The organism is Lentibacillus kapialis, from assembly GCF_014646635.1.
Classification (GTDB): Bacteria; Bacillota; Bacilli; order Bacillales; family Amphibacillaceae; genus Lentibacillus; species Lentibacillus kapialis.
Window position 1 is genome coordinate 1 of record NZ_BMNQ01000040.1, and the last position, 26,151, is coordinate 26,151.

24 protein-coding genes and 1 tRNA gene are annotated in these 26,151 nt (G+C 40.0%); 15 read left to right on the forward strand and 10 right to left on the reverse strand.

Going from position 1 to position 26,151, the window contains the following annotated elements; translation table 11 throughout:
• The first annotated feature begins 297 nt into the window (after positions 1–297).
• From IEW67_RS12395 to IEW67_RS12425, 7 genes are all read left to right on the forward strand, one after another.
• On the forward strand, positions 298–1,305 hold the full coding sequence (locus tag IEW67_RS12395) for a tetratricopeptide repeat protein (RefSeq protein ID WP_188633395.1): 1,008 nt from the start codon (positions 298–300) through the stop codon (positions 1,303–1,305).
• Positions 1,306–1,405: 100 nt separating this feature from the next.
• Positions 1,406–2,362 carry a thioredoxin-disulfide reductase gene (gene trxB / locus IEW67_RS12400; RefSeq protein ID WP_188633396.1) on the forward strand — a complete coding sequence of 319 codons (957 nt, stop codon included), beginning with the start codon at positions 1,406–1,408 and terminating at the stop codon, positions 2,360–2,362.
• 414 nt (positions 2,363–2,776) lie between these two features.
• On the forward strand, positions 2,777–3,241 hold the full coding sequence (locus IEW67_RS12405; protein WP_188633397.1) for an NUDIX hydrolase: 465 nt from the start codon (positions 2,777–2,779) through the stop codon (positions 3,239–3,241).
• A 16-nt stretch (positions 3,242–3,257) separates the two neighbouring features.
• Positions 3,258–4,142, forward strand: a complete 885-nt coding sequence (gene rapZ / locus IEW67_RS12410; protein WP_188633398.1) for an RNase adapter RapZ — start codon at positions 3,258–3,260, stop codon at positions 4,140–4,142.
• 1 nt (position 4,143) lies between these two features.
• Entirely contained in the window at positions 4,144–5,109 is a 966-nt protein-coding gene (gene mgfK, locus IEW67_RS12415) for a gluconeogenesis morphogenetic factor MgfK (protein ID WP_188633399.1), read from the forward strand.
• A 35-nt stretch (positions 5,110–5,144) separates the two neighbouring features.
• Positions 5,145–6,095, forward strand: a complete 951-nt coding sequence (whiA, locus tag IEW67_RS12420; protein WP_188633400.1) for a DNA-binding protein WhiA — start codon at positions 5,145–5,147, stop codon at positions 6,093–6,095.
• 159 nt (positions 6,096–6,254) lie between these two features.
• A complete protein-coding gene (locus tag IEW67_RS12425; protein WP_188633401.1) occupies positions 6,255–6,506 on the forward strand; it encodes an HPr family phosphocarrier protein in 252 nt (83 codons plus the stop codon).
• Between the two features lie 746 nt (positions 6,507–7,252).
• Here IEW67_RS12425 and clpP read toward each other — a convergent pair.
• The 9 genes from clpP to IEW67_RS12470 all read right to left on the reverse strand — a co-directional run bounded on the left by clpP (position 7,253) and on the right by IEW67_RS12470 (position 16,715).
• Entirely contained in the window at positions 7,253–7,843 is a 591-nt protein-coding gene (gene clpP / locus IEW67_RS12430) for an ATP-dependent Clp endopeptidase proteolytic subunit ClpP (protein ID WP_188633402.1), read from the reverse strand.
• Positions 7,844–8,217: 374 nt separating this feature from the next.
• The gene (locus IEW67_RS12435) at positions 8,218–8,829 is read right to left on the reverse strand and encodes a response regulator (protein ID WP_188633403.1); all 612 of its coding nucleotides are present in this window, start codon (positions 8,827–8,829) and stop codon (positions 8,218–8,220) included.
• Positions 8,804–10,198 (reverse strand): sensor histidine kinase, encoded by a 1,395-nt coding sequence (locus IEW67_RS12440; RefSeq protein WP_188633404.1) that lies wholly within the window; start codon positions 10,196–10,198, stop codon positions 8,804–8,806. Before IEW67_RS12440 ends, IEW67_RS12435 begins: the two co-directional genes overlap by 26 nt.
• 14 nt (positions 10,199–10,212) lie before the next feature.
• Complete coding sequence (locus IEW67_RS12445) at positions 10,213–10,806, reverse strand: DUF6305 family protein (RefSeq protein ID WP_188633405.1); 594 nt, start codon at positions 10,804–10,806, stop codon at positions 10,213–10,215.
• 159 nt (positions 10,807–10,965) lie between these two features.
• The gene (gene nikC / locus IEW67_RS12450) at positions 10,966–11,877 is read right to left on the reverse strand and encodes a nickel transporter permease (protein ID WP_373288536.1); all 912 of its coding nucleotides are present in this window, start codon (positions 11,875–11,877) and stop codon (positions 10,966–10,968) included.
• Between the two features lie 48 nt (positions 11,878–11,925).
• Positions 11,926–12,930 carry an ABC transporter permease gene (locus IEW67_RS12455; RefSeq protein ID WP_188633406.1) on the reverse strand — a complete coding sequence of 335 codons (1,005 nt, stop codon included), beginning with the start codon at positions 12,928–12,930 and terminating at the stop codon, positions 11,926–11,928.
• A gap of 105 nt (positions 12,931–13,035) precedes the next feature.
• Positions 13,036–14,682 (reverse strand): ABC transporter substrate-binding protein, encoded by a 1,647-nt coding sequence (locus IEW67_RS12460; protein ID WP_229671817.1) that lies wholly within the window; start codon positions 14,680–14,682, stop codon positions 13,036–13,038.
• Between the two features lie 54 nt (positions 14,683–14,736).
• A complete protein-coding gene (locus tag IEW67_RS12465) occupies positions 14,737–15,717 on the reverse strand; it encodes an ABC transporter ATP-binding protein (RefSeq protein WP_188633407.1) in 981 nt (326 codons plus the stop codon).
• Complete coding sequence (locus IEW67_RS12470; protein WP_188633408.1) at positions 15,714–16,715, reverse strand: ABC transporter ATP-binding protein; 1,002 nt, start codon at positions 16,713–16,715, stop codon at positions 15,714–15,716. The genes IEW67_RS12465 and IEW67_RS12470 overlap by 4 nt, the downstream gene beginning before the upstream one ends.
• A gap of 203 nt (positions 16,716–16,918) precedes the next feature.
• Here IEW67_RS12470 and IEW67_RS12475 point away from each other — a divergent pair.
• Positions 16,919–16,992, forward strand: a tRNA-Arg gene (locus IEW67_RS12475).
• A 552-nt stretch (positions 16,993–17,544) separates the two neighbouring features.
• On the opposite strand, the gene IEW67_RS12480 is transcribed toward IEW67_RS12475, so the two are convergent.
• On the reverse strand, positions 17,545–18,936 hold the full coding sequence (locus IEW67_RS12480; RefSeq protein ID WP_188633409.1) for a sodium:solute symporter family protein: 1,392 nt from the start codon (positions 18,934–18,936) through the stop codon (positions 17,545–17,547).
• A gap of 204 nt (positions 18,937–19,140) precedes the next feature.
• Between IEW67_RS12480 and IEW67_RS12485 the strand changes: the two genes are divergently transcribed.
• The 7 genes from IEW67_RS12485 (at position 19,141) to IEW67_RS12515 (ending at position 26,116) form a co-directional block, all read left to right on the forward strand.
• Entirely contained in the window at positions 19,141–19,581 is a 441-nt protein-coding gene (locus IEW67_RS12485) for a MarR family winged helix-turn-helix transcriptional regulator (protein ID WP_188633410.1), read from the forward strand.
• Between the two features lie 79 nt (positions 19,582–19,660).
• Entirely contained in the window at positions 19,661–20,836 is a 1,176-nt protein-coding gene (locus IEW67_RS12490) for a M24 family metallopeptidase (protein ID WP_188633411.1), read from the forward strand.
• A gap of 140 nt (positions 20,837–20,976) precedes the next feature.
• Complete coding sequence (locus IEW67_RS12495; RefSeq protein WP_188633412.1) at positions 20,977–22,101, forward strand: CdaR family transcriptional regulator; 1,125 nt, start codon at positions 20,977–20,979, stop codon at positions 22,099–22,101.
• Positions 22,102–22,589: 488 nt separating this feature from the next.
• A complete protein-coding gene (locus IEW67_RS12500; RefSeq protein ID WP_188633413.1) occupies positions 22,590–23,756 on the forward strand; it encodes a glycerate kinase in 1,167 nt (388 codons plus the stop codon).
• Entirely contained in the window at positions 23,743–23,982 is a 240-nt protein-coding gene (locus IEW67_RS12505) for a hypothetical protein (protein WP_188633414.1), read from the forward strand. The genes IEW67_RS12500 and IEW67_RS12505 overlap by 14 nt, the downstream gene beginning before the upstream one ends.
• Entirely contained in the window at positions 23,979–25,547 is a 1,569-nt protein-coding gene (locus IEW67_RS12510) for a sodium:solute symporter family protein (RefSeq protein ID WP_188633415.1), read from the forward strand. Before IEW67_RS12505 ends, IEW67_RS12510 begins: the two co-directional genes overlap by 4 nt.
• A complete protein-coding gene (locus IEW67_RS12515; protein WP_188633416.1) occupies positions 25,547–26,116 on the forward strand; it encodes a hypothetical protein in 570 nt (189 codons plus the stop codon). Before IEW67_RS12510 ends, IEW67_RS12515 begins: the two co-directional genes overlap by 1 nt.
• The last annotated feature ends 35 nt before the right edge of the window (positions 26,117–26,151 follow it).

Here is a 26,151-nt window from a genome sequence, read left to right on the forward strand (position 1 = left end):
GAGAGATGTATCCGGCATATTATAAAGGCATACATGGACAGGAATACAAAAAATACAAATTATCGGATTTTCTCTAACGAAGATAGAAAAAAGGACTGGGCCGCACTTTGCCCGGTTTTTCTAATCTACTGCTGATGTTGGCGGAACAAAATTTGTTCCGCCAACATCAGCCCGAGAAACTGGCCTCGTCACTGCAATAATGAAAAAGTAGCTTTTATTATCCACGAATTTAGGTATTATTCTCATATTAACTGTGATATACTTTGTTCGATAAGATTCGACATGAAGGGGGATTGTATGTTGCAATCAAACCATAATGCACAAGGAAAAAAGGAGAATATTATCCCCTATATTCCCGATGGTGATTTTTATTTTACGAAAGGTGTCGAAGCGTTTGAAAAACAAAAATATGATATTGCGATAAAATGGCTGCGCAAGGCTATTGAGGCCGATCCGGACAATCCGTTGTATCAATGTCAGATATCAATCGTTTATACTGAGATTGGTGCTTATCATGCTGCAAATCAACTGCTGCATGAAGTGCTGCAGAATACAACCGATCAATACACAGATTGTTATTATTTGCTTGCAAACAATTATGCACACTTGGGTCTGGTGCATGACGCCAAAAAAAATGCTGAATTATATTTGGATAAGCAGAAACACGGCGAATTTCGCGAAGATGCAGAACATTTACTGGATTTAATGCATAATGATAATGAAGAAAGTGATGAATGGGAATTTGAAGAAGAGGACGAACTGATTGTCTACCAGGAAAAGCTATTCCACCACTTGGAAAGCAAAGAATGGGATAAAGCACTCATGTTGTTTGAAGAAATGATGACGCTATTTCCGAACTATAAAGTGATGATACACGATTATACATATGCCTTATTTTTTTCCGGCTCCACTGAGGAAGCAATTAGCAAGGAGCTGGATTTGTTGCAAGAGCAGCCTAATTCATTGCACAGTCATAGCAACCTGGCCATGTTTTATTATGAAACTGGAAGGATAAAGGAATATAAAAGGCATATAAAGGCATTACTAAATGTATACCCGATTCATGAACAGCAGAAATTGCGAATTGCTGTAACACTTGCGGCTACTGGTGTTTATGAGCAGGCGTATGGCCGGTTTTGCAATCTTGTCAAACAGCAGGTGAACAATCACTCGGCTTATTATAAATGGTACAGCATTGCGGCTTACAAACTTGGCAGACCTTCCAAAGCTCTTTCGCTGTGGGAAGAAGGGTGTAAAAAACATCCGGTTCTTGCGGATGAGGAAAGTCCCTGGAAAGAGACGTGACGCCGGCCCGCAGAACCCTGAGCATTAAGTTAGACTATTCGGGGGAAATTTATTACGATAAATGTGGTTTAAAGATAATAGTAAGGAAAGGGCTGATAACATGGCCGAAGAACGTATGTATGATGTTATTATTGCTGGTGCTGGCCCTGCCGGCATGACTGCGGCGGTTTACGCATCTCGTGCAAATCTTGATACTTTGATGATTGAACGAGGTATTCCGGGCGGTCAGGTAGCCAATACGGAAGATGTGGAAAACTACCCTGGTTATGAGTACATTTCAGGTCCGGATTTATCCAATAAAATGTTTGAACATGCCAAGAAGTTTGGAGCTGAATATGCCTATGGCGACATCAAAGGGGTAGAAGACCATGGCGAGTATAAAACCGTTTTTGCAGGAAAAAAGCAATATAATACCCGAGCACTGATTATTACGACCGGGGCCCAGTACAAGAAACTTGGCGTACCCGGCGAAGAAGAATTGGGCGGACGAGGCGTTTCGTATTGCGCTGTATGTGATGGTGCATTCTTTAAAGAGAAAAATCTAATTGTAGTCGGCGGCGGCGACTCTGCCGTTGAAGAAGGCATGTATTTAACCCGTTTTGCTGATAACGTAACGATTGTGCACCGCCGTGATAAACTGCGTGCACAGAAGATACTGCAGGATCGTGCCTTTGATAACGATAAGATTAATTTTATCTGGAATACTGAAGCGAGAACCATTAATGGTCCGGACGGTAAAGTCAGCGCGGTTTCTTTATACAACAATAAAACCGGCGAAGAATACGAGTACCCGGTCGATGGTGTATTTATCTATATTGGCATGCTACCGTTGAATGAGCCTTTTAAATCACTCGATATTACTAACGATGAAGGCTATATTCCGACAAAGGCAAACATGGAAACGTCAATTCCGGGTATTTTTGCAGCAGGTGATATTCGCGATACGACACTGCGACAAATTGTGACAGCAACCGGCGATGGAAGCATTGCTGCTGAGTCAGCTCAAAAATATATTGAAGATCTTCAGGAAGAAATGAAAACGGCGAAATCTTCATAACAGTCATGTTTAAGCCGGCTTCACAAAAGTCATTACTTTTTAATGCTGCTGTAACACGCACGAAACATTTATGGGGTATAATATAATTAACTAATTGACCCCCTTTTAATAATAAATTAGTTTTTTCGCAGGTGATTTCTACACCTGCATTTTTTTTGGTTTTTTATAAAATGGCTTTCCCGTTGTTTGTCCATTAATGTCGAACAACCGTCAATCTGTATGGTTGTTGGCAGTATTGAATTCAGTGTATAATATAAACAAGGTCATTGTTTTTTATAACTTGAGATGGATGACCTTCTCAGAAAATCTCCGGCACACGCTATAAGACGGGGCTGGATCTTAGTTTTTCTAAGGGAGGCTGTTTTCAGGCAGGTTTGTAGCTTGAACGGTCTGAGAGAAAGAAGTGAAGCATGAATGCAACGTATAACCAATTGCATATTGTTAAAAGAAGATCATGTTTTATTACTGAAAAAACCACGCCGAGGTTGGTACGCTATTCCCGGTGGTAAAATGGAACAAGGGGAAACTATTAAAGAGTCTGCAGTGCGTGAATATCGTGAGGAAACAGAATTGGAATTGAATGATCCGGTGCTTGGCGGTATCTTTACATTCTTAATTTACAATGGGCAAACACTCGTACAGGAATGGATGATGTTTACATTTCTTTGTCGATCCTATACCGGATCATTAACCAATTATTGTCGCGAAGGTGAACTGGAGTGGATCACGCACGATGCTATACACACGTTGCCAATGGCAGAGGGCGACAGAAAAATTTTTGAACACGTACTGGTTTCCGATAAAATGTTGTATGGGTCGTTTTCATATACTGAAGATCACGATCTGATTAAATATCGTTTGGACCCACCGAGTCCCTGAAGAGGAGAAATGTATTGTGTCGAACAATGAACAGGAAACAAAGCTGGTCATTATTACCGGAATGTCAGGGGCGGGAAAAACAGTTGCCGTTCAAAGTTTTGAGGATCTTGGCTATTACTGTGTTGATAACTTGCCGCCTGCATTACTGCCGAAGTTTTTGGAGCTTATGAAAGACTCACAAAACAATATTAAAAATGTGGCATTGGTGATGGATTTACGCGGCAGAGAATTTTTTGATTCGTTATTTGATGCGTTAGATATATTAGGTGAAGAAAACTGGCTAAATGAACATATTCTCTTTCTTGATGCCAAAGATGAAGAATTGGTGACGAGGTATAAAGAAACACGACGGACACACCCATTGGCTACAGAAGGACTGCCTCTGAACGGCATTCATCAGGAACGGAAAATTCTCGATGAATTAAGAGGCCGGGCACAGCGAATTATTGATACGACCGATTTAAAGCCGAGAGAATTAAGGGAAAAAATCCTGAAGGCCTACACAGAAGACGAGCGGGATATCTTTTCGGTACACATGGTGTCGTTCGGATATAAGTATGGCATTCCGATTGATGCTGATTTGCTTTTTGATGTCCGTTTTTTGCCGAATCCGCATTATGTATCACATATGCAGCCGTTGACCGGACTAAATTCAGAAGTCTCTTCTTATGTTTTTAAATGGTCTGACACACAGAAGTTTAATGAAAAAGTACTTGATTTATTGCAGTTTATGCTGCCTCAATATAAAAGAGAAGGTAAATCGCAGCTCGTTATAGGAATTGGCTGCACCGGCGGCCAACATCGCTCGGTAGCCATTGCTGAATATTTCGCAAAACAGCTTTCAGTGCATTATATGACACATGTCAGCCATCGTGATATTGATAAAAGAAAGGGTCATTAATATGGACAACAGGAAACAACCGAGTGTTGTAGTCATTGGTGGTGGTACAGGGATGCCAGTACTCTTACGGGGCCTGAAGGATTTGCCGATCGACTTGACCGCACTGGTGACAGTAGCGGATGATGGCGGCAGCACAGGCCGTCTGAGGAATGAAATGGCGATTCCGGCCCCAGGCGATATACGGAATGTCATTGCGGCTCTATCAGATGCTGAGCCGATGCTGTTGGAATTATTCCAACACCGGTTTGCAGTTGGTAACGGTCTTTCCGGTCATTCGATGGGCAATTTGCTGCTGGCAGCCATGACATCTGTTACCGGAAACTTTTTTACCGGTATACAGGAAATTTCCCGCGTACTGAACGTCAAAGGTGAAATTTATCCGATATCTAATGACAACATGTCCCTGCATGCGAAGATGGCGGATGGCTCGATTATATCAGGTGAATCCAATATTCCGCTTGTAAACAAAAAAATCGAAAAGGTTTACTTGAGTCCACAGCCGGTTGAACCGCTTCCAAATGCGGTTGACGCGATTAAAAATGCAGACCTGGTTGTTGTTTCTCCCGGGAGTTTATATACAAGTATTCTTCCTAATATGATTATTCCGCACATTGATGTGGCGTTAAGTGAAACCAAAGCTAATGTGGTCTATGTTTGCAATGTTATGACTCAAGCAGGGGAGACAACGGGATATACCGCATCAGATCACGTGCAAGCAATCCGCAACCATATTGGCGGAAATTGCATTGATTCGGTTGTCGTACATAACGAACCAATCAGTCCGCACGTTCGCCAGATATATGCTGAGGAAAACGCGTCACCAGTTATTTATGACACAGAGCGATTGCTTGGAATGGGGCTTCAGATTATTGAAGGTGATATCATTGATTCCTCACGGACGACATTGCGTCATGATACAAAAAAAATAGCGAATTTGCTCTATTCGCTGATCGATCCGACAGTTTAGACTGCACTTGACGGCTGAACAAGGAGGTGTCAGAAATGTCTTTTGCATCGGAAATAAAAAAAGAATTGACAGGCATTGAATTGGATTCTTGCTGTAAAAATGCTGAATTGGCGGCCCTGATCAGGATGAATGGTGTTGTTAGTAAGTCTGTAAATAAATATACGCTGGATGTTCAGACGGAAAACGCCGCTATTGCTCGCCGCATATATACATTGATTAAATCGCAGTATGCTTTTTCAATTGAATTGCTTGTGAGGAAGAAAATGAAGCTTAAAAAAAATAATGTGTACATTGTCCGGATCAAAGAGGATGTTCAGGATTTACTTGCTGATTTGCATATTGTCCGGAATTCGAGCATCATACGAACGATACCTGAGCATTATTATGCTAAGGATTGCTGTAAACGCTCGTATTTAAGAGGGGCTTTCCTGGCAGGCGGTTCAATCAATAATCCGGAAACATCATCGTATCATCTGGAAATTTTCAATTCGTATCAGGATCACAATGATTCCTTGTGTGAACTGTTGAACGAATTTGATCTTAAAGCAAGACATCTTGAACGTAAAACAGGTTATATTACCTATTTGAAAGAAGCTGAGAAAATAACGGACTTTTTAAGTATTATTGGAGCACATAACGCCGTCTTTAAGTTTGAGGATGTTAGAATTGTCCGGGATATGCGCAATTCAGTGAACCGGCTTGTCAATTGCGAAACAGCCAATATGAATAAAACGATTGGCGCTGCATTTCGCCAGATTGAAAACATCAAACTGATTGAAGAGACGGTCGGTCTGGAGGCACTGCCCGAAAAGTTGCGTGAAGTGGCCGCATTACGTGTTCAGCATCAGGATATCTCGCTAAAAGAATTGGGTGAGCTGGTTTCAGGGGGTAAAATATCCAAATCGGGCATAAACCATCGTCTAAAAAAGATAGATGAGTTTGCCGAAAAATTGCATGAAGACAGGTTAATCCAACAAAATGAGTAATCGCTCATTTTCTCCATATATGAAACTCACTATCATGACAAAATGGCAAAAATTTAACGAAATAGTGTTATAATGACAGCAGACATGTACCAGGTACTGCTGTTTTTCACAAATATTTTGAAAACGATTTCAATAAAGCTGGTAGAGGGGATGAGATTTTTGATTGAAAAATCGATAGAAGTAAAACTTGAGACAGGGCTACAGTCACGGCCGGCAGCACAATTTGTTCAGGAAGCAAACCGCTATGCAGCACATTTGTTTATTGAGAAAGACGGGAAGCGGGTAAATGCCAAGAGTATAATGGGATTGATGAGTCTGGCCGTTTCACCCGGTGAGACCATCAATATGATTGCAGATGGTGAAGATGAGGAAAAAGCGCTTCATGATTTAATTGATTTTGTATCAAAATAGAAGCAATCGTCTTATCCAAAACGTGTTAGAAAAACTCACGCTAGGAGTCTTGGACATAACTAAGATGAAGTATATTAAAGACGAACAATATTTCGCTTTAGCAGAGGAAATATACGTAGACTCTTGCGGGAGGAAAGGCCTCGGTGAGACCCCACAGTGCTCAGCACGAGAAGTTTCACCAGACGCCCGTGGAAAGCGAAGTATATTTCCGGAGCGGTGTATACGCTCTAACTAGTTCGGATTTTTCTTTAATAAAACCACGTTTGTATGAGACTCCTAGCGGATCCTCATTCCGCTAAATGGACATAAATCACCCTATTTAGTGATGTAATGAATCCTCATTCCGTTATTCAGGTAAGAATAGAGCAAATATAGGCCGAAAAGAAGAAATAGCGGAATGAGGATCCTATAATGTGCTGAAAAGCTTGAATTGACGCAAATAGCGGAATGAGGATCCGCCTAAGTTGGGTTTTCCAGCCCGAACGGGCCCCTGTTCCGCTATTCGAACAAAACTCGGAACCTTGGACAGAATTAAGATATACAATAATAAAACCACGTTTGTCTAAGACTCCTACCCCCGTCTCATAGCGAGTGACATAGTTTTTCTAATAGAGCCATCTATCATTTATTCTTTCTGACGTCACAAAAAAGCTGCACCACATTTGGTACAGCTTTCTCGTTTTGGATTGTCTCAAACGTTTAACCGGGACTCAGGAAGTCAGCGCCGACATTGGAACATTACGTTATTACTTGTCAGTATTTCTTTCCAGAATTCTGTCAATCAGACCGTATTCGACTGATTTCTCTGCTGACATAAAGTTATCACGGTCAGTGTCCCGGTCAATGACTTCCATTGGCTGGCCGGTACGTTCAGACAAAATCTTGTTGATTTTCTCACGCATTTCAATGATGCGGCGGGCATGAATTTCAATATCTGTTGCCTGACCTTGAGTGCCGCCCAGTGGCTGGTGAATCATGACTTCACTGTTTGGCAGGGCATAGCGTTTACCTTTTTCACCGGCCGCCAGGAGGAATGCTCCCATTGAAGCTGCCATACCAGTGCAAATCGTTGAAACGTCTGATTTAATGAACTGCATTGTGTCATAAATAGCCATCCCGGCTGTAATGGAACCGCCCGGTGAGTTAATATACAATGAAATATCCTTGTCCGGATCTTCCGCTTCCAGGAAAAGCAGCTGTGCAACGATTGAGTTGGCCACGTTATCGTCGATTCCGCTTCCAAGCATAATAATTCTGTCTTTCAGTAAACGTGAATAAATATCATATGCGCGTTCACCACGATTAGTCTGTTCAATGACTGTAGGTATTAAATTCATGTATTGCTCCTCCTTCTTTCAATTCGAATTCTTCCACTTAGTGGATACTTTAATCATAACTAATAGGTCAAAAAAGGTCAAACAAAATCATTGTATAATAAGTAAAAAACCCTTATAGTGTGTATTCAAAAAGGAGGATAAAAAGGACCAAGAAGTTCGAGCCGGCGCAGTTTCGAGCAGCGAAAGGGTGTGACTTTAGATACATGAGCACAAGTAATGCTACCCTGAATCCGCTTCGCACGCAGGAAAAGTGTTTTTCTTTTCCAAGGAGCGGAGAAACAAGCCAACGAAGAAATTCGAAGTGTCATTTTTACCGGGCTTTTTGAACAATCTCTTAAACATCGTTCCCGCCAGACGGAAAAATAAACCCTGTGTTATAAAAGTTTATACTTATTTCTAGGACGGCCCTGTTTGCCATATTGTGAGATGATCTCAACTTCTCCTTTGCTTTCCAAAAAGGTTAAGTAGCGGTGAACCGTCTGATATGATATCGGCAATTCTTCTTGTATTTCCTGAATTGATGATGGTTCTGACTGTCTTAATAAGCTGTTTTTAATCGACATGAGTGTTGAATGGCTGATTCCTTTTTCAACAAATACATCTTCATTATTTCCGCTCAATTTGGCAATCTTTAAGTTTATCCGAATCCTTGAAATCAGATCCGGTGCCCTGATTGGTTTTAGAGCGAAGTCATTAGCTCCGGCCTGTAGAAAAACGTCGGCTATTTCCTGCCGTTCATCAACTGTCAAAATAATAATTGGTGTCCAATTGTTTCGCTTTCGAAGTTCTTTTGTTGTTTTAAGCCCATCCCAATGAGGCATGTGGTAATCAAGCAAAATAAGATCCGGGGTGACGCTTTCACTTTGTTCGACAGCAGCTTTTCCCGTAGATGCTTCGATGCCGTTCCATCCGGCATAATCACATATCTCCTTCAATGTGAAACGGATATCCTCATTATCATCAACGATTAATATGGTGGTACTCATTCATTCTTTCACCTGCTTCCTGTAATGGTAGCGTGATGTTCATTTGTGTCTGTTTGCCGGGGACACTGGTAACAGTTATATGTCCATGATGGTTTTCGATGACGCGTTTAACAAACGAAAGACCGATACCGGACGAATTCTTTGTACTAAAGCCAGCCTGCCAAATATCCTTTAGATGTTCCGCCTGTATTCCCGGACCGTTATCCTTGATACAAAACAAAATCCCTTTATCTATCTTTTTGACATTGATGTGGATAAACCCTTTTTTTTCGGCAAATGAACTGATGGCATTCTCTAAAATATTTGATATGGCACGTGAAAAACGAATCTTATTAACATGAATAGGCGGCAGGTTTTCGTCTATATCGATTCTCAGTTTTATAAGCTGATTATCAATGTTAAGGTGGCTCGTTACATATTCAATCAATTTATTGACTGTAAGCGCTTGTTTATTATTTTCATAAAGTATTTCGGAAATCATATCATTCATTTTTTTTAGTGAATGGTCTACTCGTGCGAAATAAGGTCGTAATGTTCTGTTTTCAGTTTGTAATTTCAGCTCAATTAAAGAAACAAGCCCTTCAACGGTTACAAGGGGAGTTTTTATGTCGTGTACCAGCATGCTGATCTCTTCGTAAACTTTTGATTCTATAAGCGCCGTTCGGGTTTCCTTCAGCTCTTTCCCCTGTAAATGGTATTTCTTCAAGGTATCGAGTTGTCTGTTCAGAAGATGGATTAAAATTGTAAAAATAATGGCGATTGTAAGAAATACAATAAAGAATATAGTTGCAATCGTATTCAACAAACTATTGCCGGTTAAAAACTGATCCGCCATTTTAATGCTCGCTGCCAGATCATTTGTCCCAAAGCCAAGGACCGTAAATGCCGGGATTAGATACAGCCATTGAATCGCCAGTAGAACTAAAAATAATATGATGGAGAAGATAATGTAATAATGCTTCTGTTTGGGGATGTATAATTGAAGCAAAATAATAATTCCAGCTGCAAACAAGTGCCCGGTATATGAAAAATGCTCCTGAAAAAGCAAATTGTAGAATATCAATGTTAAAAAGAGTAGTACTATAAGACTAATTGAAAACATCACGGTGTTTATCCGTTTTGTAAGTGTATTTGCTAAAATTGCCGAGCCAAAATAAATGAAGAAAAAAGTCATGAGGTATTTGGCAATATAAACAAATGTTGTGATTAAGAGCAAACCGCTATCTTTCTGAATTATACTGTTATAAATATGATCGTTAATGTAAACAGACCAGTTATCATAAAGAATCGGAACTAAAAATCCGTAGGCGGTCAGTAAAAAGCCAATACACCCAAATATCAGATACTTCTTGATGTTTACCATAACCATCGAATCAGCCCTTCTCATCGGAATACAGAATTAAAAGGAGTTTGCAGGTCTTCTAATTTGTTCACAAGTGTTACTGGGATGGAATGTTTACGAATTAAGTTGACATAGGCTGCTTCCTTTTTCATATTTTTTAGTCCAATAAAGTAATCTGCAGATGGTGCGATTTGTTCAAACAGCTTCCAGGTTTGGGTATTGTTTCGATACTTGCCGGAAATATTCACTAAAATGATGGGCAATTCAGTCGCCCGGGCTTCAGCAACTAATGCTGTTATCCTGCTTAATTCTTCCCGATAAGAACGTTCGGTTTGTGATAATCCATTGATGCTGAATCCGAGCATAATGACAACACTGTTATAGTCATAAAGATCTGTACTAAGGGCTCTTGGCCGGTAATCTGCTTCAAGGTTAAGGTTTTCGGCTATACTTAAGAGAACACTGCTTTCTGCAGCTTGTCCGGCTGATGTAATCAGTAGCTTTTCATCTGCAATCGGGGCGGGGAGGTTTGGATACATATTGACATACATCGACTGTGATGTTCCAAGTGACTGGATTGAAAATAAAATCGCCATACAAAAACAAATGATGACAGGAATAAATGTTTTAATCATATGAATCTCTCCAATTAGAAAAACTCGGCATTCGCCTCGTCTTATAACGAATGCCGAAGCTTTTTCTTATAAGGTCATCCATAATTTATAATTTCTGACGTTAAAAAAAAGGCAAAGCATCTGCTCCACCTATTATATACTTTATTCACAATTTTTCAATTACTTTTTCAACTTTGGATCTAAGGCATCGCGTAAGCCATCACCAAATAGGTTGAATCCAATAACGACAAAAAATATAGCTAACCCCGGAAAGGTTATAACCCATGGCGCATTTTGCAATGCTGCACGTCCATCACTTAACATGGCGCCCCATTCTGGTGTGGGGGGTTGTGCCCCAAGTCCAAGAAAGCTCAGTCCGGCAGCATCCAGTATAGCAGTACCCACGCTAAGCGTCGCTTGAACGATAATTGGAGCAATGCAGTTAGGAAGCACATGTTGCATAAGCGTTCTTCCGTGTTTAGCACCAATAGCCCTGGCGGCTTCAATATACTCTGTTTCTTTTACAGATAAAACTGCTGAACGGATGATCCGCGCGAACTGGGGAATGCCGATGATTCCAACTGCTATCATTGCATTTCTCAGACTCGGCCCAAGTACGGCCACCAATGCAATAGCCAGCAAGATACTAGGGAAGGCCAATAGAATATCGACAAAACGCATGATAATCTGATCAGCCCATTTTCCGAAATAACCGGCAACCGACCCTAATAAAACACCGATAATCATGGAAATGCCAACTGCTATAACACCAATTTGAATAGATATACGCGTACCATAAATTATTCTGCTGAAAATATCGCGGCCAAGGGCGTCTGTCCCCAGCCAATGTTCTGAGGATGGTGTCTGGTATTGATTAAGGATTGATTGCTCTGTAGGACTGTGTGTTGCAATTAAAGGAGCAAATATAGCCGTAACGATCAGAATGAAAATAATACAAAACCCGATTAATGATGTTTTGCTTTTTAATAAATGGAACAGTGAATCCATCCACAAACTTCTCGGTTTGGCGGTTTTGGCATTTTTTGTTTCCGATAAATCCGGATTTGTTATAGAGTTTGGTTGAAGTGACAAAACTAAAACATCCTTTCGTCTGATAATAGGAACTATTAACCGTTCACACTACTTATAACGAATTCTGGGGTCGAAGTATTTATATAGAAGGTCAGTTATCAAATTAACGAAAACAAATATAATGGCTATAACAAGTATCGTGCTTTGAACCACCGGATAGTCACGACCAAGAACCGATAAATAAACATACCGTCCTACTCCGGGCCAGGAGAATATCGATTCTGTCAATACAGCGCCTCCAAGCAAAAAGCCAAATTGAAGCCCAATAACCGTCAAAACGGGAAGAAAGGCATTTTTTAATGCATGTCGGAAAATGATAATCCGTTTTTTTAACCCTTTTGCATCGGCAGTCCGGATATAATCCTGACGCATCACTTCAAGCATACTCGAACGTGTCATACGAGCAATGATTGCCATTGGTATGGTTCCAAGTGCTATACCCGGCATTAGTAAGTGAAAAAATGCATCTTTAAATGCAGCCCAATTCCACGTTAAAATACTGTCAAGTAAATAAAAATTTGTTATAGTCTCGAGTTCTATGCTTGATGACAGTCTGCCGGATGGCGGCAACAGCTGGAGCTGAACAGAAAAAAGTAAAATCATCATGAGTCCAAGCCAGAAAATTGGCATCGAAACACCGAATAATGCTCCTGTCATACTGATATTATCAAACCAGGAATATTGCTTGACTGCAGCAATGACACCGGCCGTTATTCCAACGGCCATCGCTAAAATCATGGCAAAAATTGTAAGTTCGATTGTTGCAGGTAACTTTTGTAATAATTCATAAGCAATCGATTCGTTTGATTGGATTGATTCTCCTAAATCACCTTGAATTATTTTTCCAACAAAATTTCCATATTGAACAATATAAGGGTCATTCAATCCCAACTCTTCACGCAACAGTTTAAGCTGTGTTTCAGTTGCTTTGGTTCCAAGCATACTTTTCGCCGGGTCTCCCGGGATTAAATGAATCAGGGAAAACGTTAAGACTGAGACGCCAATGAGTACAGGGATGGTCAATAATATTCTTTTAGCAATATATTTCAGCATTTGGGAATTCCTCCATTAACCTGGAATTAACTCCAGAAGCCGGGATCGGCCTTCTGGAGTATTCATGCCAGTCGGAAAATTAAGTTTGCTATGATTGGAAGGCTATTATTTTTCAAGATCCAACAAATTGAATGGTTCAGTACCGGTCGGATGTGGTACATAATTTTTTACGTTTTTGCTTGCAGCGATTGGCGGTGTTGTGTGGGCTATTGGGAACCAAGGTGCATCCTCATGAATAATTTTTTGTGCTTCCATGTAATATTCAATACGTTCTTCCTGATCCATCTCCGTTTGAGCCGCCTTTAATAAGTCGTGCACTTCATCACTCTTATACATGGCAACATTGCCTGCCGAAGCGTTTGCGTTATCTTTATCCAGCAGGACATAAAGGAAATTATCCGGATCACCATTGTCACCGGTCCATCCTAGAAATTTCATATCGTAGCTTGTGTCCTCACCGGAAGTATGCGTATCCCAGTCGTTAACAACAACCTCAACGTTAATGTTTACGTCTTTTAGCATTTCCTGTATAGCTTGTGCCGTTATTTTTGGCTGCGGCATATAAGGTCTCGGATTGGCAAATGTATGCAAGTTTATATTAAAACCATCGGCATATCCTGCTTCTGCGAGTAATTTCTTAGCCTCTTCAACATCATATCCATAATCTTCAATATTATCGTTATAGCCCCATAAAGATGGAGGGAGCGGATTTTTAGCAGGCTTTCCGATTCCATCATACAGACTCATGAGTTCCTCTTTGTCAATTGCTAAATTAATAGCCTGACGGACTAGCTTTTTGGACATTGGCCCTTTTTTACTTGTATTAAATGCCATATAGCTGACGTTCATAGATGGTCGCCGGATGACCTGAAGATTTTCATCATTTTCTGCTGTTTGAATATCCTGTGGATTCAAACCTTTCATAAGGTCAATTGATCCAGCCTGCAGTTCAAGAAATCTGGCTCCATTATCGGGAATTGTACGGAAGATAACTTCATCTATGTTCGCCATGTCTCCAAAATAGTCTTCATTTTTTGAAAGTGTTATTTTGTCATCCGGTATCCATTCTTCAAATACAAATGGACCGGTACCGACCGGGTTTTTAAAAAAATCTTCACCATGTTTTTCGATAGCCTCAGGGCTTGCAATTCCAAAAGGTGGCATCGCTAATGTCTGCAGGAATGGAGCGTTCGGTTCAGATAAAGTGAACTTAACTTCATAGTCGCCGGTTGCTTTTACATTTTCGATAATTCCCCCCATATCCTCATCAGTGGAGCCAAACATGTATGCATAGTAAGAAAAATCGCCGGAGGAGGTCCAGCGTTCAAAATTATAAACGACATCCTCTGCCGTGAAATCAGTTCCATCATGGAACGTTACATCATCCCTTAGTGTAAATGTCCAAACTAAACCATCATCACTGACATTCCATTCAGTTGCCAATGCTGGCTTGACTTCGGTACTGTCTGTTTTGTATCTGACTAATGGATCGAAAATTTGATTGGTGACATAGATTGACTCACCATCGGTAACTTTTGATGGATCCAGTTGAAGTGAATCATTTCCGCGACCGAAGACAAGGGTCTTTTTACCGTTCTGTGCTTCAGCTTCATCCGATCCCTGATCACCGGAGGCATTTTCCGATTGACTATCGCCGGTTGAACCGGTACCTGCATCGTCTGTACAGGCGGCCATAAATAATACAACAGCAAAAAATAATGTAAACAATACCATGTAATGACGCTTCTTCAAGTCGAGTCCCCCTTTAAAAATTTATGGTTTTGGGTTGACACTTAAGTACTTGTCTTATCCAACCACCTCCTTGGCGAAATGACATGCTGCCATTTGGCCACTTGTCGATACCTGTTTTAATGCGGGCTTTTCGGCACGGCATACTTCCTCCGCTAATGAACACCTCGTGTGAAATTTGCAGCCTTGTGGCGGATTCGCCGGTGAAGGTAGATCACCTTGTAAAATAATACGTTTTTTTTCGTGGTGCGGGTCTGCTTCAGGCACCGCTGATAAAAGAGCCTGCGTATATGGATGTTTCGCGTCCTGATAGACGTCATGAACATCGCCGATTTCAACTATTTCCCCCAGGTACATCACTAGTACACGGTCACTGATGTGATGGACAACACTTAAATCGTGTGCGATAAAAATATATGTAAGGTCAAATTCCTTTTGTAAGTCTTCCATTAAATTTATGACTTGTGCCTGGATGGAAACGTCCAACGCAGAAACGGGTTCGTCACAAATGACCAGTTCGGGGTCCAGCGCAAGTGCTCTTGCAATACCAATCCGCTGCCGCTGTCCGCCGCTGAATTCATGCGGGTAGCGATGTTTATGATGGCTTTGCAGTCCGACAACGTCCAGGAGCCTTTCCAATTTTTTGTTTCTTTCGTTCCTGGGAACATTAAATATTTTCATCGGTTCTATAATGGTCTGTTCAATTGTTTTTCGCGGGTTCAGTGATGCGTATGGGTCTTGGAAAATAATTTGCATTTCTTTTCTGAGCTTTCGCATCTCCTCTCCACGGACATGTGTGATATCGTTACCTTTGAATAGAATCTCCCCATCAGAAGCCTCCAGCAATTTTAATATGACTCTTCCCGCAGTTGATTTCCCGCAGCCGCTTTCACCAACCAATCCAAGCGTTTCACCTTTTTTTACCGAAAAAGAAATGCCATCGACTGCTTTTAACACGTGTTTTTCTTTTGAGAACAGCTGGTTATTTTTTAAGGGAAAATGTTTTTTTATATTTTTTACTTCTAATAAAGAGCTCATGTTTCCACCGCTTTCGTTGAGTAGTTTTCATAAAGCAGACAGCGGACTTGATGGTTTTGGCCAACCTTTCGTAATTCAGGGTCCGTTGATAAACACGTTTCCATCACATGATTGCATCTCGGAGCAAAACTGCATCCATCAGGTAAATCATGCAAATCCGGTGGTACGCCTTCGATTGCCTTCAATTGTTGTTTATCAGCTGTTATGTTCGGTATTGAATTCATGAGTCCTTGCGTATATGGATGTTTTCCATTGTCAAATAGATTATTAGTATCCGAGAATTCAGCCGGTTTTCCAGCATACATCACCATAACACGGTCGCATACTTCAGCAACGACACCTAAGTCGTGTGTTATCATGATGATAGCCATATCAAGTTCCCGCTGCATGCGTTTTAATAATTCAAGAATTTGTGCCTGTATAGTAACATCGAGTGCAGTTGTTGGTTCATCAGCGATCAAAAGTGATGGATTACAGGATAGTGCCATCGCAATCATGACACGCTGACGCATCCCGCCGCTGAATTCATGCGGAAAGCTTTTAAGTCGTTTTTGCGGTTCCGGAATGCCAACTAAATCAAGCAGTTCGAGGATGCGTGCTTTTGCTTGTTTTTTAGATATATTCTCATGTGCCAGAATGGTTTCCATCATTTGTTTTTCAATTGTGAAGACAGGGTTTAATGAAGACATTGGATCCTGGAATATCATAGCTATTTCCTTGCCACGGATCTTTCGCATCTGCTTTGGAGATTTATGGAGCAAATTGTCACCTTTGAAATGAATGTTGCCATCGACGATCCTGCCGGGCGGGGAGGGGACCAGTCCCAAAATAGACATGGCTGTCATACTTTTTCCTGATCCCGATTCACCTACAATGCCAAGCGTTTCTCCCGGACTTATTTCAAAATTCACACCATCCACTGCTTTGACAGTACCGGACTTTGTGAAAAAATGTGTATGTAAATTACTGACTTCGAGGAGTGGGGCTGCATTTTTCATGGAAAGCCTCCTAAGTTATAATAAATTATTAGATTGTTTTGAATTAACTTATATTATACAACTTTAGTAAACGGCTTTGACCTTTTTCTCTTTTTTCTCAAAAAAATAAATATTGGAACTAGTTACTGAGGTGAAGAAAGGTCTTGTTTAAATCAACAGATAACGTTATAATATCTATTGTGTTTGAATCAAACATGGCACATGCGCTCGTAGCTCAGTCGGATAGAGCACTGGTTTCCGGTACCAGGCGTCGGGGGTTCAAGTCCTCCCGGGCGCGCTATTTTCAGAAGGACAAGAACTGAAATTGGTCACGAAATGGTCACCTTTAGTCAACTAAAGTGAATGACCGTTCGTGTCTTTTTTTTGTTTTATAGAGGCTGATTCTAAACTTTCGGCAACAGCTGATTGCATGTTTGGAAGCATATGGGAGTGAGTATCCAATGTTACTTGAATGGATGAATGGCAAGTCGTTCTTGTGTAATTTTTGGGTGCGTTTGCAGTGCGAAAGGGCTAAAAATATCGTATCAACCATAACGAATACATCATACCAAAGCGCGGAAAGCGTATTAGAAATGATAAATTATGAAGTTAAGCCCGCAATTGTTATATTATAAACGGGTGTCAATGTTGAACATGCGAAAGAATATATCGAAAGGCCGTTGAATTAGTACAGGAATAGCATAATTAACACAACCCCACATTCAGGATTATCTAAATCAACGTCATTTAGATAAAGCATGCACGAAATCCCCACACTGAAAACAGGTGGGGATTATTTGACGCTTACTTAATTTTAATAGTAGGTGTCACTGTTCATATTAAGACTGCCTCAAGATGCTTGCCTTTTTGAAGTCGCAAGTGTTACAAAGATTAGAACCAATATAGCAACAGGGACAGCAATTACGGAACTATTAATCTCGAATGGCTTGCCAAGCACAATTTCCCACGTTAGTGTTGTAACGACACCGGCGATCATGGAAGAAAGTCCGCCAGCTTTATTGACCCGCTTCCAGAGCAATACACCTAAAACAGCTGGTGTAAGACCTGCGCCATATACCGTGTAGGCATACATTTGGACATCCAGAATGGTCGGGAAATAGCTGATTAATACATAAGCGAGGACGCCCATTATAACCACAAAGATTTTCGTCGTATTCATCAATTGCTTATCCGTTGGATTCTTCATGAAGTACCTATTAACAATATCATAGGTGACGTTGGTCGCACCGGATAACAGGTAAGAGTTGCCTGTTGTAATAATAAAAGCCGTTGCTGCAGCTAATAAAATTCCGCCAACCACGTTGGGCAACACGACTGTCGAGGCCATTAATGCCATCCCGGGTTCAATACTTTGAAACATTGAACTGGACGCAAACGCAATTAAACTGATGACAGGTGTAACAATAAGAATGCCAGCGATCCATCCGATATTTGCCTTTTTGGTTGCACGATCCTCTTTAGATGCGGCCAGTCGTTGGTACATATTTTGATCACTTAATATTAAAAACAGAGGTGGCAGCAAGTATCCCAGCAACTGGATAGTTGAGAGAGATCCTGTTGCAGTCAGGTGGCTCGCTGGCACATTTGATGTGATTTCACCCCATCCTCCTGCAATCGAAATCATGAAAGGAAGAGCAATCAATAGTCCAAGCACCATGAATCCTGAACTTAGTGCATCAGTCGGTGCAACAGACCTGAGCCCTCCAATGGTAGCGAGGAATATGATTAAAATGCCGCCAATGATGACGCCCCATTGGGATGAAAGCCCAGTTGTCACGTTTAAGATAAACCCTACGCCTTGAATCTGATACGAAACAATCCCGACATAGGCAAGAATGATGATAATACTCGCTAGTAATCTGGCACTTGGTCCATATTTTTCTTCCAGGATTGAGGAGACAGTATATTTCCCCAGACTGCGTACTTTGGGGGCGATGAAATAGAGTAAAATGATGCCGGCAAGAACCGGGATGGTTAATAAAAAAGCCGGGATTATACCGAAACTGTAAGCCATCGATGTCTGGCCCCCGGTTATACTGCCGCTTCCTACCCACGTGGCCAGCAGTGTACCACTCAACACAAGTGTGCCTAAACTTCTTCCTGCTAAAATGTAATCCTCACTTTTTGAAATTTTTTTCGAGTAGTAGATACCAAGCATTACCATAAGAATGCTGTATCCTATCACATACCATAATAACGATACATCTGATTCAATACCCAATGTCAGATCCCCTTTCTTGTTTGTAGTGATACTTGAATCATGAGCAAAACGCACGATCAGCAGATACGATATCGTAACTATTTTTTATAGAACGCAAGTCTTTTTCAGTCCCGCTTAGTCCCATCTGTTTGTACGATAGTTGACAAAAGCAACTAAAATGGTTAGGGTATATTGTAAATTATTTAAAAAGTGGAATCAATCAAAATGGACAATATTAAGGAAAACATTCAAAAAATAAAACATTTCAACCGTTTCTACTTGCGGATGATGGGATTATTCTCGCAGTATGATGATCAAAGTACCTATTCCGCAACGGAAGCGATGATTCTGTTTGAAATACATTCGGTTGAAAAATGTACGGCTTCATACTTAGCGGATTATTTTTTATTGGATAAAGGGTATGTCAGCCGTCTATTAAAACGGCTTTCCAAAAAAGGTATAATCGAAAAGTTTCCATCTACAGAAGATCGTCGAATACAATATCTCGAAATGACTGATAAGGGGGAGGGAGACTTACGAGCGCTCTCGAAATATGCAAACGCAAATGTTGAAAACATGATTGCAGGAATACCCGGAAAAGAAACCGATCAATTGGTTCAGGCCATGCGTCAAATCGAAATGATATTGAAACAACATGAGCATTGAACCAGACACTAGGGAGAGATAGGTAGTAGAGGGCAATATACAGTTTGTACATCATCTGATTCAGAGGAGGAACGGACATATGTTATTATCTATTCCAAATGAAGAATTTAAGGCACGTCAGGCGGATTTTTTTAACAAGCTGCTCGAAAAGAAATGTGATGCTGCTGTGATATTTGCGGCGACTGATATTTTTTATCTGACAGGATTCCATTTCATTGCAACAGAACGACCGATTGGTCTGCTGGTTGATCCAAATGACAAGTGGCACTTAATCGTACCCCGACTGGAGCATGAGCACGCAGAGGAATACGCTGTTATGGACCACGTGCATTCCTATCCTGAATATCCTGGCACGAAGCATCCAATGAAATATGTAAAAGAAGTCCTGCAGTTCTATGGATTCGAAGGCAAAACAATCGGGTATGATTCAATCAGCTATGGTTCGCCAATGGGCTATCGCGGGCCAACCATTGATACTTTGATCGAAGCTGATTTTGTGTCGCTTTATGGTATCATTGAGGAAATGCGGTTCGTGAAATCTCCGAATGAAATTGAATTAATCAAGGAATCGTGCCGTTGGGGAAATTTGGCACATAGGCTGTTGCAAAAATACACAAAATCAGGTATCAGTGAAATCGAAATTACCGGCAAGGCGTCACAAGAAGCGACATTGACTATGATTGAGACATTGGGATCCGATTATAAACCACACGGCCAGACAGCTTCTGCGACGTTCAGAGGCCAGGTAGGCTCCGAATCCGCCTTTCCGCATGCGGTTACACAAAACGTGATTATGTCAAAAGGGGATACGCTGGTGACCGGTGCGGCTGCAGCGGTGTTCGGTTATGACAGTGAGCTGGAGAGGACGATGTTTGTTGAAGAAGTATCCAAGGAACAGGAAAAATATTTCAATTATATGTACAATGCCCAAGAAGTTGCCTTAAATGCCATTAAATCCGGCGCTACATATGCTTCTGTAGAGGAGCAGGTGCAGGCTTACTATAAACAGGAAGGTATCACAGAGCTGACGAAACATCATACGGGTCACAATATTGGGCTTTTGATTCATGAAGCACCATTCTTTGATTTAGGCGATGACACCATTATTGAACCCGGTATGGTGGTCACAGTTGAACCGGGCATTTATGTTAAAGGCGTTGGAGGCTTCAGACACTCTGATACGGTGTTGGTAACGGAAAACGGCATTGAAATGCTCACCTATTATCCGAGGGATTTGGAGTCGCTTATTAGTTGAGGTGATTGGGGGTAACATTTTAATCGTCGTGAGATCCACAAAACGATTTCAGGCGATCGATATACAGCTCCGGCTGCATTTTTAAAAAGAGCAATTTTGAAGTTAATTCTAATAATAATTCTGAGGAGTTATGAACATCTATGGATATTTCGGCAGAATTAGCCCAAGCAATTGTGTCAAATATGGAAGAAATAATACATCAAGACATCAACTATATTAACACCGAAGGAATAATTATAGCCAGTACGAATACCAACCGAATTGGCACCTACCATGGAGGAGGGAAAAAAGTAAAGGAAACAAATGATGATTTAATTATAAGGTATGATGGGGAATATACTGGTTCACGAAAAGGTATTAACTTGCCAATTTATTTTGAGAATACAATTGTTGGGGTTATTGGAATCACTGGAGAAAAACAAGAAGTAGAAAAATTCGGGGCAATCATTAAAAGTATGACGGAATTACTAATTAAAAATGCATATTTAACCAATATTAAAAATAAGGAAAGAGAAAACCAGAGAATGATTATTGAAGAGCTATTATTCAATGATGAAAACGAAGAAAGTATTTTTATGAGTCGATTAAAGGTTTTCAATATAAAGGAAAATGTTCCGAGAATAGTTATTGTTTCAGAGGTGTTAAACGAAGATTTTCCTGCGCTCGACATTAAAGATAGGGTTATCGATTTATTTGATCATAAGTTAATGAAGAATCCTGACAATCTAATGATGCAGAATAAAAACAATATTATCATGATATTGCAGAACGTTTCACGTGAGAATGTATTAACAATGTTAAATGATATAAACCAAATCGTAAAAAAAGAGCACGGGTTACAACTTAAATTTGGGATAGGAACTATTGAAACAAAACTACATAAAATAAGGGGATCTTATAAAAAAGCGAGCATTGCATTAGATTGGGTATTGTCATCCAAAGAGATAGATATTAACTACTATGATGATATGGATATAGAATTAATAATTGAGAATGTAACCGAAGATACAAAGAATGAATTTTATAAGAAGGTAATTGGAAATTTAAAGCCTGGTGATTTCAGTGAATATAAAGAGATTATTAGTCTTTTTGAAAAGTTCAATGGATCGATTCAACAAATTTCAGAGTCAATGTTTATCCACAAAAATACGTTGCAATATAAATTAAATAAATTGCATAAAATAACAGGGTATGATATTAGAAACTATAAAGATTTTACAATTATTAAACTAGCTTATTTGTTAACTGAAAATCAAAATACCTAATTAGCAATCTGGCTAAGTGTAATTAACTTTGTGACACGCCTGATTACAGCCATCAAAATTTACCACCAAATGATAGTTTTTTATACAGAATAAAGCACTTATATGGAACAGACTCAGAGCTACAGCGAAGCGGATTGCCATTGGTTGTAACGCCCGATTCTAAGTCAATGGTGTCGCGCTACTGAATTCGCACTATCTTGGGCAAAGCAGAGTACCTCTTTTACTGCGTGGTAAAGCGAGTTGGCATTGCCTGGTAAATTGTTTGTCAAACATTGGTACAAAAGAAAAGATGGCAGAGGTGGTAAAAAAACTGGCCGTAATCACACGCCTAATAAAAAATAACAATCCATGTTATGCATAACATATGCATAGCTTTTTTTGTTTATTATTTTGTTATATAGAACATAGACCTTTGAAGAAACCAATCCTATAATGAATATAAGTTAAAGAAAGCGTTTTCTAATGTTGATTGGATTGGAAGTGGTAGATTGAATATTGTTATTGCGACAGACTCATTTAAAGGTAGCGCATCTACATTTGAAGTTGCAGATTCCATCGAGAAAGGTATTAAAAATTTGGAACCGTTTGCGAGTATTAACAAGTTCCCGATTTCAGATGGTGGTGAAGGAACAGTTGACGCGCTGGTCGCTGCATCAAATGGAAAATTTATTGAAAAAGAAGTTACAAACCCATTAGGTGAAAAAGTTTCGGGTAGATTGGGGCTTTTAGAGAATAATATAGCAGTCATTGCGATGGCTGAAGCATCAGGGTTGACTCTTATAAAAGAGGATGAAAAAAATCCCTTTAAAACAACAACTTATGGTACTGGAGAGTTGATTAAAGCTGCACTGGATTTAGGCGTAGATGAAATTCTAATTGGGATAGGTGGCAGCGCTACCAACGATGGGGGAGCAGGAATGGCACAAGCACTTGGCGTTTCTTTAAAGGATGGAAATGGTGATCCAATTGGGTTTGGCGCTGAAGCTTTAGAGAACTTAGAGGTAGTAGACATGACAAATATTGATAACAGAATAAAAGGTACAAAAGTTACCGTTTTTTCAGATGTAGTTAATCCATTGTGTGGCTTGAATGGTGCTTCTTATATATATGGACCACAAAAAGGGGCGTCAGAAGAGGATGTGAAATGGCTTGACCAACTATTATACAAATATGGTGGGACACTGGAAAAGCAATTGAACATGCCTGTTATGAATGAAAAAGGGTCAGGAGCTGCTGGTGGACTTGGAGCGGGCTTATTGGCTTTTTGTAATGCTGAGATACACTCTGGTGTCAATAAAATACTGGAAAAAACTAAATTGGAAGATCATATACAAAATGCAGATGTAGTCATAACCGGCGAAGGAAAAATGGATTCTCAATCTGTATATGGAAAGGCACCAATTGGGGTGGCAAAGATAGCGCAAAAATATAATGTCCCTGTAATTGCCATAGTCGGAAGTGAAGGTAGTGATATTAGAGAAGTTTATAAACATGGAATTGATCTTGTTATCGATATTATCAATAAACCGATGGATTTAAAAAAAGCAATGGAAAATGCTTGTGAATTGATTGAATATGCCGGTGAAAAGGCAATAAGGTCGTTTGAATTAAAGGATAAATTACTTAAATGGAGGGAACCGTATGAGTTTATCTAAGAAGGTGCTTTTTATTCTATTTAATGTTGTTTATTTCACATTTGATTGGATCGTACTACCTTATGTACCAAACCCTATATTGTTTGGCTGGATTCCTTTACAAATGTTTTTACTCTTTACGCTTCCATTGGTGGCAGCTACAGTTTGGGGTTTCTATTTTAACAATTTTTTCAATACTCAAAAACATGTGAAGTATAATACTGATGGGAAGGAGCCGGCGCAATGAATGCAAGCATATTAATAATTATTGGAATATTTATTTATGGACTTGTCCTAGTATACCATGGCTTTCGATCTTTTAAAGCTACAAGCGAATCATCTGAAGCTTTCTTCACAGCTGATCGCGGTGTTAATCCGTTCGTGTTACTTGCAACTACCGCTATTTCCGTGTTTTCTGCTCTAGCCTTCTATGGCGTTCCTGCAGCAATATATCGAGAGGGAATTGGGTATCTGTCAAACACGGGTGGAATGATTGCGGGCCTGCTTTTCGTTGTTATTGGCTATCGTCTTTGGATTTTAGGAAAAGAATATGGTTTTACAACACCTGTTGACTTTTTACGATCACGTTATAATTCCGATGCTTATGGTCTATTGGTTGCATGCGTGTTGGTTATATTTATCGTACCTTATGTAGCTATGCAGCTAATAGCAATTGGTGATGCTGCGGTTGAGACAACGAACGGAATGTTACCTTACATTTTAGCTGTTGGTTTTGCAACAATTGTAGTGTCTCTTCATATTATTGGTGGCGGCTTAAAATCAGTCGCATGGATGGATGCTTTTCACTTTATACTGGGAGCTGGTACTTTAATTGTTTTGGTTGTTTATTTAACATTAACCTATTTCCCTAACGGTGGATTAGCTCAAGCAGTAAATACTATGCTGGATAACCCGGAATTGGCACCATTATTATCTCATCCAGGGCCAAATGGAACGTTCAATTGGCAGGGAACACTATCCAATGTATTAACTGGTGCAGTTGCAACAGTAGTTTGGCCGCATATATTTATGAGAATGTATGTGGCAGCGAGTAAGGATACTTTCAGGTCAATGTCATGGTCGTTGCCTGTTGCATATGTTTTTGTTTATTTCCTAATCGCAATATTAGGTGGAATTTTGGCGCCGGCTATTCTAGGACCGAATGTAGCTGATACTGACAGCATTGTATCACTTTTATCTACTGAGTATGCGCCGCCAATTCTATCCTTTTTGTCTTTACTTTGCTTGTTTGCTTTTGGTGTTTCAACAGCAGACTCATTACTTTTATCAGCAAGTGCTATTGGATCAAGGGATATATATGTGCGTCATGCATTTGAATTGAAGGGCAAAAGTGTCGAACCTAGAAAAGTAGTTCATTTTGGCCGTATATTACTTGTTATCTTAATGGTTTTAACACTAATTGTGGTCGCCTTAAGACCTGCATATATTGTTGATTATGCATATGCTCTGTCCTCTCCATTTTTTGCGCAAATTTTACCAGCTACTGTTGGAGGTTTGTTTTGGAAAAAAGGTACAAAAGAAGGGGCATTTGCAGGTACTATATTAGGATTGATTGTTACTACTGTTTTCACATTCTTTGTGACCCCTCCTCTTGGTTTTTCGGCCTTGGCATGGGCATTAATGGCGAATGCAGCAGCATATATTGGAGTCAGCCTTATTACAAAAGCTCCTGAGGAAACAATTAATAAGTATATTGTGAGAGTTGATTCAATTATTAATGCAGGCACTGAAATGAACTCAGCCGTTGATTCATCCTTATCAGCACTGAATAATGGAAAGGAAATCAAATAATGGATAACTTTATCCCTTTAAACATCTATGGTATCGGTATAAAACATCCACAAAATTGGCAAATCTTTATCAACCCCAATAATAAATTTACGTTTCATGAGGGTTTGATTAAAATTGATAAAGTTACGATTGCTAAGAAAACAGCTACTTCTTTATCAATTAGATGGGCTAACATGAGAGAAAATGTTAACTTGGATGACTATATAAATGTCTTAGAAAAACAGTTCCAAAAGAAAGAAAAAAGAAGCCGGCATAAAGACAGGTATAAAATTAATGAAAAAATAAAATGTACAGTAGACGGAAAAAATGCTTACTTATTAAAAAATGAGTTCGTAGCTAACCACAGTATTTATCGTATTTTTGGAAAAGATGAGTTGGTTAAGGTATTGCAATTACTATTTTATTCAGAACAGTCTTATAGAATGGTTGTGGCCTCTTTATCAACGACTCCGGAAGAACTTGAGGAAAATGAAGACACTTTTATAGAAATTCTTATGTCTTTGCATGAACAAATCGACCAAACAGCTAAGAATGACGCTCATTATTGGCCAATGGTCTCTGAAGGTTAAGAGTTTAACTGCAGGGTTATGACTGTATAGCCCTG

What these genes read in the sequence shown, in the direction of transcription:
- IEW67_RS12510 (WP_188633415.1), top strand. Translation starts at nt 23,979, where the DNA reads ATGAATGCAAGCATATTAATAATTATTGGAATATTTATTTATGGACTT.
- IEW67_RS12470 (WP_188633408.1), bottom strand. Translation starts at nt 16,715, where the DNA reads ATGAAAAATGCAGCCCCACTCCTCGAAGTCAGTAATTTACATACACAT.
- IEW67_RS12435 (WP_188633403.1), bottom strand. Translation starts at nt 8,829, where the DNA reads ATGAGTACCACCATATTAATCGTTGATGATAATGAGGATATCCGTTTC.
- IEW67_RS12440 (WP_188633404.1), bottom strand. Translation starts at nt 10,198, where the DNA reads ATGGTTATGGTAAACATCAAGAAGTATCTGATATTTGGGTGTATTGGC.
- IEW67_RS12445 (WP_188633405.1), bottom strand. Translation starts at nt 10,806, where the DNA reads ATGATTAAAACATTTATTCCTGTCATCATTTGTTTTTGTATGGCGATT.
- whiA (WP_188633400.1), top strand. Translation starts at nt 5,145, where the DNA reads ATGTCTTTTGCATCGGAAATAAAAAAAGAATTGACAGGCATTGAATTG.
- IEW67_RS12485 (WP_188633410.1), top strand. Translation starts at nt 19,141, where the DNA reads ATGGACAATATTAAGGAAAACATTCAAAAAATAAAACATTTCAACCGT.
- IEW67_RS12465 (WP_188633407.1), bottom strand. Translation starts at nt 15,717, where the DNA reads ATGAGCTCTTTATTAGAAGTAAAAAATATAAAAAAACATTTTCCCTTA.
- IEW67_RS12455 (WP_188633406.1), bottom strand. Translation starts at nt 12,930, where the DNA reads ATGCTGAAATATATTGCTAAAAGAATATTATTGACCATCCCTGTACTC.
- mgfK (WP_188633399.1), top strand. Translation starts at nt 4,144, where the DNA reads ATGGACAACAGGAAACAACCGAGTGTTGTAGTCATTGGTGGTGGTACA.
- IEW67_RS12505 (WP_188633414.1), top strand. Translation starts at nt 23,743, where the DNA reads ATGAGTTTATCTAAGAAGGTGCTTTTTATTCTATTTAATGTTGTTTAT.
- IEW67_RS12490 (WP_188633411.1), top strand. Translation starts at nt 19,661, where the DNA reads ATGTTATTATCTATTCCAAATGAAGAATTTAAGGCACGTCAGGCGGAT.
- IEW67_RS12405 (WP_188633397.1), top strand. Translation starts at nt 2,777, where the DNA reads ATGCAACGTATAACCAATTGCATATTGTTAAAAGAAGATCATGTTTTA.
- IEW67_RS12395 (WP_188633395.1), top strand. Translation starts at nt 298, where the DNA reads ATGTTGCAATCAAACCATAATGCACAAGGAAAAAAGGAGAATATTATC.
- trxB (WP_188633396.1), top strand. Translation starts at nt 1,406, where the DNA reads ATGGCCGAAGAACGTATGTATGATGTTATTATTGCTGGTGCTGGCCCT.
- IEW67_RS12515 (WP_188633416.1), top strand. Translation starts at nt 25,547, where the DNA reads ATGGATAACTTTATCCCTTTAAACATCTATGGTATCGGTATAAAACAT.
- IEW67_RS12495 (WP_188633412.1), top strand. Translation starts at nt 20,977, where the DNA reads ATGGATATTTCGGCAGAATTAGCCCAAGCAATTGTGTCAAATATGGAA.
- clpP (WP_188633402.1), bottom strand. Translation starts at nt 7,843, where the DNA reads ATGAATTTAATACCTACAGTCATTGAACAGACTAATCGTGGTGAACGC.